The 13,351-nt window shown below is 29.2% G+C and carries 15 protein-coding genes; 5 read left to right on the top strand and 10 right to left on the bottom strand.

Features of this window, described 5'->3' with window-relative positions; genetic code table 11:
• Positions 1-197: 197 nt before the first annotated feature.
• The 4 genes from B3086_RS04250 to B3086_RS04235 all read right to left on the bottom strand — a co-directional run bounded on the left by B3086_RS04250 (position 198) and on the right by B3086_RS04235 (position 1,841).
• The gene (locus B3086_RS04250; protein ID WP_346892818.1) at positions 198-413 is read right to left on the bottom strand and encodes a hypothetical protein; all 216 of its coding nucleotides are present in this window, start codon (positions 411-413) and stop codon (positions 198-200) included.
• Between the two features lie 31 nt (positions 414-444).
• The gene (locus tag B3086_RS04245; RefSeq protein ID WP_346892816.1) at positions 445-774 is read right to left on the bottom strand and encodes a site-2 protease family protein; all 330 of its coding nucleotides are present in this window, start codon (positions 772-774) and stop codon (positions 445-447) included.
• 202 nt (positions 775-976) lie between these two features.
• Positions 977-1,228 (bottom strand): hypothetical protein, encoded by a 252-nt coding sequence (locus B3086_RS04240; protein WP_346877950.1) that lies wholly within the window; start codon positions 1,226-1,228, stop codon positions 977-979.
• 13 nt (positions 1,229-1,241) lie between these two features.
• The gene (locus B3086_RS04235) at positions 1,242-1,841 is read right to left on the bottom strand and encodes a hypothetical protein (RefSeq protein ID WP_346892814.1); all 600 of its coding nucleotides are present in this window, start codon (positions 1,839-1,841) and stop codon (positions 1,242-1,244) included.
• A gap of 492 nt (positions 1,842-2,333) precedes the next feature.
• Between B3086_RS04235 and B3086_RS04230 the strand changes: the two genes are divergently transcribed.
• Positions 2,334-2,870: a nitroreductase family protein gene (locus tag B3086_RS04230; protein WP_346849075.1), complete on the top strand. Its 537-nt coding sequence runs from the start codon at positions 2,334-2,336 to the stop codon at positions 2,868-2,870.
• A 61-nt stretch (positions 2,871-2,931) separates the two neighbouring features.
• Here B3086_RS04230 and B3086_RS04225 read toward each other — a convergent pair whose 3' ends face one another.
• Positions 2,932-4,353 carry a hypothetical protein gene (locus tag B3086_RS04225; protein ID WP_346892812.1) on the bottom strand — a complete coding sequence of 474 codons (1,422 nt, stop codon included), beginning with the start codon at positions 4,351-4,353 and terminating at the stop codon, positions 2,932-2,934.
• A 338-nt stretch (positions 4,354-4,691) separates the two neighbouring features.
• Between B3086_RS04225 and B3086_RS04220 the strand changes: the two genes are divergently transcribed.
• The 3 genes from B3086_RS04220 (at position 4,692) to B3086_RS04210 (ending at position 7,397) form a co-directional block, all read left to right on the top strand.
• The gene (locus B3086_RS04220) at positions 4,692-6,095 is read left to right on the top strand and encodes a hypothetical protein (RefSeq protein ID WP_346892810.1); all 1,404 of its coding nucleotides are present in this window, start codon (positions 4,692-4,694) and stop codon (positions 6,093-6,095) included.
• Positions 6,096-6,120: 25 nt separating this feature from the next.
• Entirely contained in the window at positions 6,121-6,813 is a 693-nt protein-coding gene (locus B3086_RS04215; protein ID WP_346892808.1) for a hypothetical protein, read from the top strand.
• Positions 6,814-6,890: 77 nt separating this feature from the next.
• Positions 6,891-7,397: a hypothetical protein gene (locus B3086_RS04210; protein ID WP_346877955.1), complete on the top strand. Its 507-nt coding sequence runs from the start codon at positions 6,891-6,893 to the stop codon at positions 7,395-7,397.
• Positions 7,398-7,571: 174 nt separating this feature from the next.
• Here B3086_RS04210 and proC read toward each other — a convergent pair whose 3' ends face one another.
• The 3 genes from proC to B3086_RS04195 all read right to left on the bottom strand — a co-directional run bounded on the left by proC (position 7,572) and on the right by B3086_RS04195 (position 11,757).
• Entirely contained in the window at positions 7,572-8,372 is an 801-nt protein-coding gene (gene proC, locus B3086_RS04205) for a pyrroline-5-carboxylate reductase (RefSeq protein ID WP_346849080.1), read from the bottom strand.
• 97 nt (positions 8,373-8,469) lie between these two features.
• A complete protein-coding gene (gene hypD / locus B3086_RS04200; protein WP_346877956.1) occupies positions 8,470-10,842 on the bottom strand; it encodes a trans-4-hydroxy-L-proline dehydratase in 2,373 nt (790 codons plus the stop codon).
• Between the two features lie 3 nt (positions 10,843-10,845).
• Positions 10,846-11,757 (bottom strand): trans-4-hydroxy-L-proline dehydratase activase, encoded by a 912-nt coding sequence (locus tag B3086_RS04195; RefSeq protein WP_156964313.1) that lies wholly within the window; start codon positions 11,755-11,757, stop codon positions 10,846-10,848.
• 367 nt (positions 11,758-12,124) lie between these two features.
• Here B3086_RS04195 and B3086_RS04190 point away from each other — a divergent pair, with 367 nt between their 5' ends.
• Entirely contained in the window at positions 12,125-12,535 is a 411-nt protein-coding gene (locus tag B3086_RS04190) for a hypothetical protein (protein WP_346877957.1), read from the top strand.
• 68 nt (positions 12,536-12,603) lie between these two features.
• On the opposite strand, the gene B3086_RS04185 is transcribed toward B3086_RS04190, so the two are convergent.
• Both B3086_RS04185 and B3086_RS04180 read right to left on the bottom strand, forming a co-directional pair.
• Positions 12,604-12,957 carry a hypothetical protein gene (locus B3086_RS04185; protein WP_346877958.1) on the bottom strand — a complete coding sequence of 118 codons (354 nt, stop codon included), beginning with the start codon at positions 12,955-12,957 and terminating at the stop codon, positions 12,604-12,606.
• Positions 12,957-13,325, bottom strand: coding sequence for a PqqD family protein (locus B3086_RS04180; RefSeq protein WP_346849084.1), 369 nt, complete (start codon positions 13,323-13,325; stop codon positions 12,957-12,959). The genes B3086_RS04185 and B3086_RS04180 overlap by 1 nt, the downstream gene beginning before the upstream one ends.
• Between the last annotated feature and the right edge of the window lie 26 nt (positions 13,326-13,351).

The following is a 13,351-nucleotide window of genomic DNA, read 5'->3' as shown; positions in this document are numbered from 1 at the left end:
GCATATATTCAATATAACTTTATCTTATCCTTCAATAAAATATAAGTCCAAAACTTACTTACAATCTTTTTAACTCTTAATTAAACTAATATAATTATTTTTCCTATTTATATATTTGACATTCTTCCAACGAATCCTTTTTTATATTTAAAAATCAGAAAACTTCTTTGTCTAATCTCAATTATAATGTAATTAAATTATACAACTAGCTTCACAATGCCCCAAATAATACTGTCTACTCCTCTTCTTGCCATGTCTAACGGAATATCTAAAAAATTAAACATTAATAATGCAATTATAATTAATTGACCATACCTTTCATACTTCATAAACTTAAAGTATTTCTCCTCTGGTAATAATGCCCCAATAATTTTAGCACCATCTAGTGGTGGAAATGGTATCAAATTAAACACGCCTAGCCCTATGTTGATTATATAAGTATAGTTAAGAAGATTGAATATGAACAAAAGCGCATATAAGAGCTATTAAAAAGTTCATCATAGGACCTGCTAATCCTACCAGTGCCATGCCCTTTCTTTTATCCTTATAGTAATACGGGTTTACTTGTACAGGTTTTGCCCATCCGAATCGAAAGAATAAAAGGCATAGTGTTCCTACTGGATCCAAATGTGCTAATGGATTTAGTGAAAGACGTCCCGTTACCTTTGGTGTTGGGTCTCCTAGTTTATAAGACACATAACCATGGGCAAATTCATGAAGAGATACTGCAATAAGAATAGCCGGTATAAGATAAATTAGTTCTTTTATATTCATAATTACTTTGCTCCTTTTGAATTCATATTTTACTACATATTGCTTCTTTATATAGTATATTATTATTTATTTGTTACATTTTCAATAAGTAATTTATTATGTTCACATATTGGTTTTATTTTAAGTAGGGCGCATACTTTATATAATTAAAAAAGTCCGAAATAAAAATAGAAGAATATCGAGTATTCTTCCATTTTATAACCTATTCTTTTTCTTTTAAAAATGATTTCAAGACTTCAATTGATTTCTCTGAATTTGTTATCTTATTCTTAATTAAATTTACTTCCTGTGATTTATCTTCTAAAAGCTTTAACTTTTCTTCGTATTGCTTATCAAATTCAGATGCATTATATGTTACTCTACCAGTTGTACCAATAGCAACTCCTATAATAATTCCTGTAATAATTACAAATGTTATGGCCAACTTTCTAAATAATGATCCTTTGTTTTCCATTAACCTACACCTCCTAATAACACTTAGAGCATGGAGTTAACCCTTGTGATTCTGCCGATTCTCTGGTTATATATGTGGCATTGTTAGGATTTGTGTTACCACAGTTATTAATTCTATGATACTTCTTACCTGTAGCAGTTCTCCACACCATTACTCCTATGGGTTCTTGATTTGCTACTGAATTCCCATTGTTTCCACTATTTTGACTTGCAGTGTTAGCAGATGCTACTTTTTCATCTTCTACTTTATCTATTTTTTCTTGTTCAGCCTTTGCTTTTGCCTCTGCTTCAGCTTTTGCAATTCTTTCAGCTTCTGCTTTCTCTAATCTTTCTTTCTCTGCTTTAGCTTCTTTTTCAACCTTTAAAATCTCTTCTTTTTTATTTTTAAGTTCAGTTTCTTTGCTAGCTAAGGTATTTAGATATACTTTACTTTCTTCTAATACCTTCTCTTGAGCATTAATTTTAGCAAGTATAACTTCATTTTTCTCATTTATTTTAGAAAACTCATATTTTGATATACTTCCCACAATTCCAAGACCAGAACCAATAAAAATACTAATTATAGCTAAAATTAAAACTTTTTTTATACTTACTGAGCTATCTTTAAACTTCAAAATTATCCCCCCATAATACCCATTCTGTTAAGTAATAAGTAGTATATTAAATATTAACCAATATTACAGATTTATTCTAACATCCAATTTAATTCATTTCAACCATATTATTATATCAAAGTTGACATATTCCAACATTAACCATTTATATATTTAATGAAAATATCAAGACTTTCAACAGTTCCTTGATTATATCGAAAAACATAAAAATAAAATGTTTTTACCTGAACAAGATGTTATAAGTAGCTTGTACTCCTCTAAATCTGAAACTGTAGAATCTATAGTTATCACTTAGGGATATCTATTTAGCTCTTTATAACATAAATCCTGAAAACTAATAAAAATTTCTTAGTTGCATGGCCTTGCTATCCTATACTATAATAGGTAATGAAATTAAGTTTTTCTTAGATTTGGTAATTTAAAAAAGATTGATTATTTTATCTAAATCTAATAAAACTAAATATAAACAGAAAGATTAAAGGGTGTTTGATTATGGAATTTCAAAAGTGTATAGAAACAAGAAGAAGTATTCGTAACTTTAATTCAAAAGAAGTAAGTAATGATATTATAGAGGAGATAGTAAACGCCGCTGCTTATGCTCCGTCTTGGAAAAATTCTCAAGTAACTCGTTACTATGCAATTAAAGACACTAAAGTAAAGGAAGCAATAATAGAAGCAATGCCTGACTTTAATAAACCTTCATGTAAAAGTGCTCCTGTTATTATAGTATCTAGTGTAGTTAAATTTAGATCTGGTTATACTCGTGATGGTGGCTTTGACTCTGCTAAGGGTGATGGTTGGCAAATGTATGATTGCGGATTATCTAACATGATTTTCTTATTAAAAGCTAAAGAACTAGGTCTAGGTACAGTTATTCTAGGTATCTTTGATGAAGCAAAGGTAACTGAAATTGTTGGAATCCCTGATACAGAAGAAATTGTTTCAGTTATTCCTATTGGATATTATGATGAAGAAGTAGCAATGCCAAAACGTAAGTTTTCAGATACTATTTTAAAAGTAATAGAATAATTATAAAGGCTAACTCAAAATTCTGAGTTAGCCTTTTATTAAAATTATAAAATAATTAGTTTTAACTTGGATCAGGTATTCTACATAATCTTATTGGTCTGCTAGAACCATTATCTCCGCAACACACTTCCGTTACTCTTATTCTTACATCTTCTGTAACTCCTCTAATTTCTACTTCATAGGTATCTGGAATGTTACGGAAAATAACTTCCCTACATGAGCATGGCCCTACTGTTATACTAATAATGCATACTCTACATCTATCATTACATATATTTTTTCTGCGTATTTCTAATTCTACTGAGGTTCTAGAATTATTTCTTATATTAATAAATAAATTAGCTATTCTACATTCTCTTCTTACTCTACCAGTAGTTAAAGCAAATTTCCTTTTACAATTCATACACGCTATTATACAGTCTAGTTTACATTGAATTTCTCTATTTCTAGCTTCTAATCTACATATGGTCTCCTTAACATTTCTTTCTATAGCTCTAACTTCTCTTTTTATCTCTGCTAATCCATAACGTGGATTTGTAATAATATTATAAACATCTTCAATGTCTGGTTTTTTATGATGACCCCTATCCAAAACATTCAATTCACGGTCATCGCTTTCTCCTTTAATCATGGATTCTTTTTGCTCCTCCACTGGTAAATCACCTTGGCTATCAGACATTATATCAGAAGAATTTGTTATATCCTTTACTTCAATGTTTTCTATGCTATCATTTTCTATTATATATTCCATACTATCACTTTCTCCTCTCATATATGTGAAGTATGACAGTGCTGATTTAATAACTAGAGGAAGAGTTTTATCATAGTGTCCAACATCTATATATATACTATTTCCCTCAATCTTAAATTCACTAGCTACTTCTATATTTATTTCACTATAACTTTGATAAGCATTAGATTTTACAACTGATAATTTACATTCTTTTATATTAACTTCTGCATTTTTATCTCTATCTAATTTAATGTTATCTATGCCTTCAAAAGTCATATTAATAATTTCTGGATTTGTTCCTTGCTGAAGTATAAATTTATAGTCTAGCTCCTCATTATTAAAATCGAAACATAAATCTATACCGTGATAAATTCCTTTATACCTTATTTTTGAATAAGTAGGTATATCTATAACTTCTTCATCGGGTACATCAAAATCAAAATAATTTTTCTTTTCTTCAACTTCACCTTCTCCTATGATTTCAACATCAGGCAATGAATTCTTAAGTAATATCTTAAAAAAATTAATAGTTTCGGTATTCTTAGTTTCCTTTGATTGTTCTTCATCGTAATTAAGTGTTGTTACACTATTAGTCTCTTTGAGCCCCATAATTATCTCATTTTTAAGAAACATTATAATATATCCATCATTAGTAACTGTATATTTTACATCTTTGTGATTCTGTCCATTATTAAATTCAAAGGGATAAATATTATTTGAATTTACTTTCTCATCCATATCATTTAACATTCTAAGACTCCTTCTTAATTCATTTAAAAGTTTATCATTATTAATGTATTCAAAAGGAATTTTATATGTGAAGCTAAATTCATGATTATGAGAAATTTTTATATTTATAATACTTCTAAAGTCTTAATTATAATTATTCAATTCTTTAATTATAAAAATAAATTGTTTGATATTAAATAATTCTATAATGTCAATGAACTTTTAATGCTTCAAAACTAATAATACCCTTTTTAGCTCCCTTATATTTCATTATTTTTCATTTTTGCATAAATATTGACAATATATTAATAGGATGTACAATATAAATAGAATGTTTACTTTATTTTTAAAATTTTATTATGATTGGGGGGAAACGTGTAGGTATGTCTCATTCTGATATAAGAACTGCTATAATATGTAAAAATTTATCTAAATTTAATGATGTATGTGAATATCTAAGATACAATTCTGATAATTATTTAGAATCCTCTATTCGTAAAACAAAAGCTATAGAAGAGATTCATAATACTTATCTATATCCTAAAGATAAAAAAGTTAGAAGACCTGCAATGAATATTTTATTAATAATTGCATTTATATGTTTTATATCTCCTTTTGCTTACACTTATTTTTTTGAAGGAGAAATTTTCTGGCCTACATTAGGACTAGGTGCAGGGTTATGTCTTGTTCCTCTGTTTATTTGTCTGTCATTTGCAAATCCAGATAAATATGCTTACTTTCATCTTGATGAAAATACAGAGGTTTTCATAAGGGGTAATATTTTAATAAAATTAAGTCCAAATGATTTAACTAGAACAGATTTTACTATTAATGTGAAATATATTGATTTAAAGAGTATTACTAAAATCAAATATAATACGTTTTCAAAACTTTACTCAATTACGGGTATTAATTATTGTTGTGATTTATCACCTAACTCTGCAAACGAAATAATAGATACCATAAATCCTAACTATTTCCAAAGATATTATAAGGAATTTCATATCTATGATACTTTTTATAATGGTGACTTTATTAATGAAATAACTGAAAAGTTCTCACTACCAGATATAGAGGAATATTGTGAATTCCCTGATAAAGAAAAAGAATCTCCAGAAGACTTCAGCTATCTTTCTATTGGCTTTTGGGGGTGTATTGGACTCTCTATCATCTTATTTTTTGAACTTTACTCTTCTGTAGGATTAATTCTTAAAACTCACTATTACTTTAATAACCTTATTTTAAATATATTATTTATATTAGTTATAATTGGACTTTTAACTTCCTTAAAAGCCTTAATCATTAGATTTAAAAAATGCAAATTAGAAATTTGCTGTTTTAGTTCAGAATTGCAATATTTAATAGGATTAACAATATCTTCATTAATATTATTTATAATAACAAAAATATTCTCTTCATCATATATAGAAAAATTTTCCTATGTAAGTTGTATTATAGTTATTGTTTTCGGGTTAATTTGCTTTTCTTATTACTATTTTGGTATAGGACATAAATTATCTCATTATAGGTTTTTAAGTTCTAATCTTGCACTTTATCTTATAGTTTTGTGTCTTATTTTAGGAGTTATAAAAGCAAATATTGAATTTGGGTTTATTCCCGGTTTATCTATTATAAATTTACTGGCTTTTTTTTATTCTTGTAGTAGATTAGGCAATATAATACGAAAATATTTGAATAGAGATAAGGTTGTTATACCACCTTATAAGAATTCCACTAATAAGACTAGAAGATTTTTGGAGTAATTTAACTATATAGGAGGGAATCTTATTGGTAAAAAAGTTTTATATACATAGTAACATAGATAATATAGGTGAATGGGTTATGGCACTAATATTAATGATACCTATAGAAGTGCTAGCGATGCTTATATGTGTAAGTTTTATTAAGAATGAATATATAAAAGAAGGTATCCTTAATGACTTTTTAGAACCCATATTTATAGGTACTGCTGTTTTAAGTGCTACTGTTTTAATTTTGATTGCTATTATTATACTTATAGTTGGATTTAAGGTTTCCAAGCATGTACCTATAGATATATTTTATGGTCATTTATATGAACCTGCTGAAAGCTTAGTCTATGCTATTGATTACGATAAAAATATCTTATTCGCATATGAATATGAAGATTACAGCAAGAGCACAAAGTCACCTTCATTATTAAAAAAAATATTTGGTAACACTCTATTGAAAAAATTAACAAATGAAAAATCTAAGAGAAATCCTAAAACTTTAGATACATGTACAAAAATTAGCAATAATGGACCTACCTTAGTTATGAACTTTGAAATGCAAAATTTTTCAGTTGTAGAGAATAGAAGAGGTTATATTGTTCTAAAGACTGATGGAATAGAACATGGTGAAACAGAAAAAAAATCTAAACGTAAAACTTTTATTATAACATCTAAATATAAAAAATATAGAAGACTTAAAAAATTTATTTTAAAAAATGAGGTACAATAATGAGAAAAAAATTATTACTCTTCATTATAATTCTAATATCTGGAACAATAATTTATTATAATAAATATAGCAACATAATGGAATCATATACATTAGAAACTGAAAAAAAAATACATGATGCAATGGGTAAAAATTTACCCTATTATAATATAGATAAAGACTGTAACTATATTACATGCGAGTGGAAGCCTACTTCTAAGTCTGAAGATGATAAAAAATGGCTTAGCCATATAGATAACGCTTATCATGAATTTTACTTTATTTCTTCTACTACTAATAATAACCATATTCTAAAAAATACCACAAGTAGTAGATGGGACCTTTCTGAGCTTACTGAAAATGCTTTTAATGATTGTTATGAAAGTGGTAAAGCATTAAATAACTTTTTTGGAGAGGAAGTTATTAGATATGAAGATTTTTTACAATTTAAAAGTATATATGAAGAAAGTGAAAATCATGATGCTTATTTACGAAAATTAAGCCCTAACTACGAATCTATTTACACTATTATGATACATGGTTTATACCTAGATGAGGGCGAACTATCCTATACTATAGACCTTAGCATAAAACCTAGAAAATAGTACTTCTAATAACATTCAAAAAGAACTATAGGAAGGACACATATCCTTCCTATAGTTCTTTTTCATTGTTTGTGTGTTGTAATTTAAGGTTAACTGTCTACTGTAACATATTAAAGAGTGATAATGATTTAACATGTCGGGGATATCAATAGACAGGGGATAACTTTAATAACTCTACATTTTTCCTGCCTTTTCTACACATGCCTTCATAGCTTCAATGACACTGCTACGTAAACCTCTTTCTTCTAAAACTCTCACCGCTTCTATAGTCGTACCTCCTGGAGAACATACCATATCCTTTAATTCTCCTGGATGTTTACCTGTTTCCATTACCATCTTAGCACTACCATAAACTGCTTGAGCTGCAAACTTGTAAGCTTTATCCCTTGGCATGCCTTCCATTACCGCTGCATCTGCCATGGCTTCAATAAACATAAATACATAAGCCGGTGAACTTCCACTTACAGCCATAACTGCATCCATCATTCTTTCCTCTACAACTTCTGCTTTTCCAAAGCCACTTAAAATATTACATATATAATTTAATTCTTCTTCACTGACTAAAGCATTTTTACACACTCCAGTGATTCCTTCTCCTACAAGAGCTGGCGTATTTGGCATAGTTCTAACTATCTTCACAGCTCTTCCAAATTGACCTTGTAATTTTTCAAGACTTTGACCTGGTGCTATAGTTACTATGATAGTTTCATCCTTAATCACAGATGAAATTTCTTTAATTACATTATCATAATATTGAGGCTTTATAGATAAAACTATCACATGACTATTCATTGCTACTTCTTTATTATCAGCAGTAATATTTATACCTAGCTCCTTATTTGTGTTAGCTAATCCTTCAGCATATGAATCAGAAGCTATAATTTCCTCTGCACTAAGAATCTTAGATGAAATAATTCCTCCGATCATAGCTTTTGCCATATTTCCACAACCAATAAATCCTAACTTCATTCCCATTTTAAAGACCCCTTTATATTTATATTTTTATAATATGCTCCGCCTCGCATTCACTCGGTGGAGTAACTTCCACTAACCAAATCATAGATTTGGAGTGTCAGTTAAATCGCTGTTCTGTTCTGTTTATTATTTCGTCCTGAAGTTCTTTGCTTAGATTTCTGAAGTGGTCACTGTAACCTGCAACTCTTACTATTAAATCCTTATAATCTTCAGGATATTTTTGAGCTTCTATTAAAGTTTCTCTATCAATTACATTGAATTGAATATGATGGCCATCCATATTGAAATAAGCTCTTACTAAGTTAGCCATGTGGTCTAGTCCTTCTTCTCCTGCTACTACACTTGGGGTGAATTTTTGATTTAGAAGAGTTCCTCCAGTTCTTAGATGATCCATCTTAGAGGCTGATTTTATAACCGCCGTTGGTCCATTAGTATCTGCTCCCTTTTCAGGTGATATCCCTTCTGATACTGGTTTATGAGCAAGACGACCATTTGGACTAGCTATCATCACTTCTCCAAAGTAAACATGGCAAGTAGTCGGTAGCATATTGATTCTATAACATCCGCCTTTAACATTTGGTCTACCAGTTATTATTTTATTATACGCATCAAATACTGATGTCATGATTTCATCAGCATAATCATCGTCATTACCGTATTTGGGAGTTTTATTTCTAACTAGATTTGCAATTATCTCATTGCCTTTAAAGTTATTTTCTATGGCTTCTATCAATTTTTCCATGGTAAATTTCTTTTTATCATAGACATTATATTTTATAGCAGCTAGAGAATCAGTAATAGTTCCTATACCAACCCCTTGTATATAGTTAGTATTGTAACGAGCTCCTCCTGCATTGTAGTCTTTTCCTTTTCTTATGCAATCATTAGTTATAATTGAAAGAAAAGGTGCAGGCATATAATCTGCATATATTTTTTCAATGATATTACTTCCTTCTATTTTTATATCTGCAAAATACTCTATTTGTTTTTTATAAGCACTAAATAACTCTTCATAGTTTTTAAATTCCTTAGCATATCCTAATTCTAATCCTAGTTGCTTACCACTTACTTTATCATATCCATTAAATAATGTTAATTCTAATATCTTCGGTAGGTTAAAGTATCCTGTTAAAATATAGGCTTCATTTCCAAATGCTCCAGTTTCAACACATCCACTAGTACCACCTCTTCTTGCATCCTCTATGGATTTACCTGCATTAAGAAGTTCTTGTACAATGGCCTCTGTATTATAAAAGGCAGGTTGACCCCATCCCTCTCTAGAGATTTCACAAGCTCTTTTCAGGAATCTCTTAGGGGTTTTTTTACTGATTTGTACATTTGAGCTTGGCTGAAGCAGCTGCATTTCATCCATGCAATCTAGGATTAAATAGCTTATATCATTTACTCCATCTTGCCCTTCAGGTGTAATTCCACCAGTGTTAATGTTAGCAAAGTCAGTGTAGGTACCACTTTCCTTTAAGGTTACTCCTACCTTTGGAGGTGATGGTTGATTATTAAACTTAATCCATAGACATTCCAAAAGTTCCTTAGCCTTATCTTCATCTAAAATACCTTCCTCTGCATCTCTTTCATAGAAAGGATTTAAGTGTTGATCAAGTCTTCCTGGACTATATGCATCCCAAGGATTTAATTCTGTAGTTACTCCTAAATGAACAAACCAATACATCTGTATTGCCTGCCAGTAAGTCCTTGGAGCATGGGCTGGTACTACTTCACAGTTCGCTGCAATTTGAAGTAGCTCCTTTTTTCTTTTCTCATCTATTTCTTTGCTAGCTAGATCTCTAGCATATTTAGCATATCTCTCCCCTAGAATCATAATAGCATCACAGCTAATACTCATAGCATTTAGTTGCTCTCTTTTTGAAAATGCTTCTTTGTCATTTAAAAAATCCAATTTACATATAGCTTCCTTAATTTCATTTTTATAATCTAAGAATCCTTTTTTGTATATATTTTCAGAGCCTACTGTATGCCCTGGACCTCTTTGCTCCATGAACTCAGTAAAAATTCCACTTTCATAACACGACTTCCACTTATCACTCATGGCATTTATAATTTTATTTCTAATAGATCTTTTTTCCCAGTAAGGAATAATTTCTTCTTCCTGAGTTTTTAAATCCTCTTCATTTACTTTAAAGCAAATTAATTCTCTATCATTCATTATGTGCATATCTTCAAGGGTATGACAACATAGTTCTGGAAATGTTGGAGCTGCCTGTGGTCCATCTCCTTTTTCTCCAACTATAAGTTCCCCATCATTAATGCATAAAGTTTTGTTCTCCATAAAATACTTAAATGCTAAAGCTCTCATTTCTGGAATTGATACAGAACCTTCATACTTCTTATAGGCCTCAGTCATTAGCTTAGCTCTCTCCATATATATATGAGGAACAGTGTTTACACTTTGAGTCCTTAATTTTTTTATTCTTTCATTCATGCCTCTTTCCATGAATTAACCTCCTATTTTTATATTTATAAATCCAGCCTTTTCAAATTTCCCCTTTACAGTCTCCATTCTTTCCTTACTAGGTGCTTCAAAGTTAACTCCTTCATAGACCTTTTGAAGTCTTTCATATTTGCTCTTCCCTGTATTATGATAAGGAAGTAAATTTATCTTATGTACATTTATATTATTCTTTAAAAATTTTATTAATTCTTCTATAGATTCATCATCTGCATTAACCCCTTCTACCAAGGGTATCCTTATATTGATATTTGCTCCAGCTTCACTTAACTTTTTTAAGTTTTCAAGAATAAGATTATTAGACTTTCCTATATATTTTATATGCTTTTCATTATCCATAAGTTTTATATCATATAAAAAAGTATCTACATACTTAAGTATTCTATTATAATTTTCGTAGGGAGCTTGACCACAAGTATCAATGGCAATGTTATATCCCTTTTTCTTCAATTTTTTTAATAATTCTTCTATATAGTCCATGTTTTGAGTCATAACCTCTCCGCCAGATAATGTAATCCCTCCACTTGATTCCTCATAAAACATTCTATCTTTTTCTGCTTCCTTAACAAGCTGTGCTACTGTATATTCTTTCCCCACAATTTCACGAGCATTATTTACACAATAGTCAATACATTCCTTACAAAGATCACACTTGATTTTATCTGTAACAACGCATTTTTCTTCCTTTGAAATTGCCCTTTGAGGACAACTATCTATACATGCCATACACCCTGTACATTTTTCTTCATTGTACATAAGTTCTTCACTATAATTTTGACTTTCTGGATTATGACACCATAGACAAGATAGTGGACATCCCTTGAAAAAAATGGTGGTACGAATTCCATTCCCATCATGGATAGAATACTTTTGAATATTAATAATCTTTGGCAAGTTCAACATATCACCTCAACTCACATTGATAAATAAAATTTATACTCTTAAAAATAAATTCATATATATGAATTTATTTAATTATATTTTCACTTTAATTATAAAATTTATTATATCCAATGTCAAATAATATATTTTCATAAATATGTTGTAAATCTATAAAACTTCATACATTTTTTTATTCTTACTATATCTTTAATTTGATAGACTAACTTTAATCAATTACTGCGTCAACCGTTGTAGCACATAATTCTTCACATGACTGTGTAAAAGTTTGCATTTGTATAGAATTCTATATATAATGATATTTATACCTTATTATTTGTTTGAATAGTAATTATTATATACATATAGTGATTTTGGAGGAATTTTAATGTCAAAGGAAAAAAAGATTGAAAAAGCAAATGCAAAAGCAAGAAAAAGATTAGAAAATGCCATGAATAATATTTATGTAAAGTTCACTTTATTTAAGGAAGTTCATGAAACTGCATATAAATTAAACCCTGAATATAAGTACTTCTGGGATAAACATCCTGCCGAAACTAAGCAAGATATACTAAAAAATCAAAAACCTATGGATATGAATCTAAGCAAGGGCAGAATTCCAGAAATGCAGTTCGGCTTTGGAACCTTAGGCTTTGGCTATGGAATAAAGAGATTATTCTCTAGTGAAAGGTTATCTTCAGAAGAAAAAATAGAAATTTCTGTTACTTGTGAAAAGTTTACTAAAACTGTAAGAGCAGTAAATGAAACTCTTTGGAGAAAACCACCAAAAACTTTATAATTAGTTATAGAAAAAGTGTGCAAAATCATATGATTGTGCACACTTTTGTTATATTTAATTTATTTTTATTATCTTAATTTATACACCCTTTTATTACTATCAACATCTTCCATGATTAGATTTTTATTCATCATAAATTCTATTAAAGTTCTTGTAAATTCTTTTTTGTCAGTGACTACAGCTTTTTTTCTGCTATAGAATTGGGAAGCTGTAACGCCTAAAACTTCTTGCTCTATTTCCGATTTTGTAATGAACTTTTGTGTTTTTAACTTCTTAATTACTTTTTGGGCACCCTTGCTATATAAGATTTGTAAAAGATCCTTCTGTTGTGCACCTGATTTTTTTAGTCCCCATGCATATATAATAGCAGTAGCTACTGCAAATAATAAAATACCTATAATTGTTTGAATTCTAATTGGCATTATTTATTCTCCTTCCCTATGTAAAGAATAAATTTATTCTCGTGAAGAATTTGAAAAAATTTTACTAAACGGTTTAGTAAAGGCTCTGCTTCTTTACCAAAGTGTTTCTTTACCTCTTCCGAAATACCAAAAATTGTATTCATTCCATCGATATAATTCCATATGAAAGTTCCATAGGCATCTAGCTCTATATGGCTAACTTTAGGTTTGTGGAAGAATTTTTGAGCAATTCTATTATGAAGTCCTTTATTAGGTATATCTACTACTACTAGTTTTTTTTCATTTAAAGACCAAGTGTATTCTTCATTTTTCTTTGGAATGTAATCTAAATAATTTTCCTTCTGTGCACTTTTTTCTTTATTTAACATGACTATTCACTTCCTATTAAATAATA

It is taken from the genome of Clostridium sp. UBA871 (genome assembly GCF_002295255.1).
GTDB lineage: Bacteria > Bacillota > Clostridia > Clostridiales > Clostridiaceae > Clostridium_J > Clostridium_J sulfidigenes.
The sequence above is the reverse complement of the archived record's forward strand: the minus strand, read 5'-3'. Positions and strand labels throughout refer to the sequence as shown.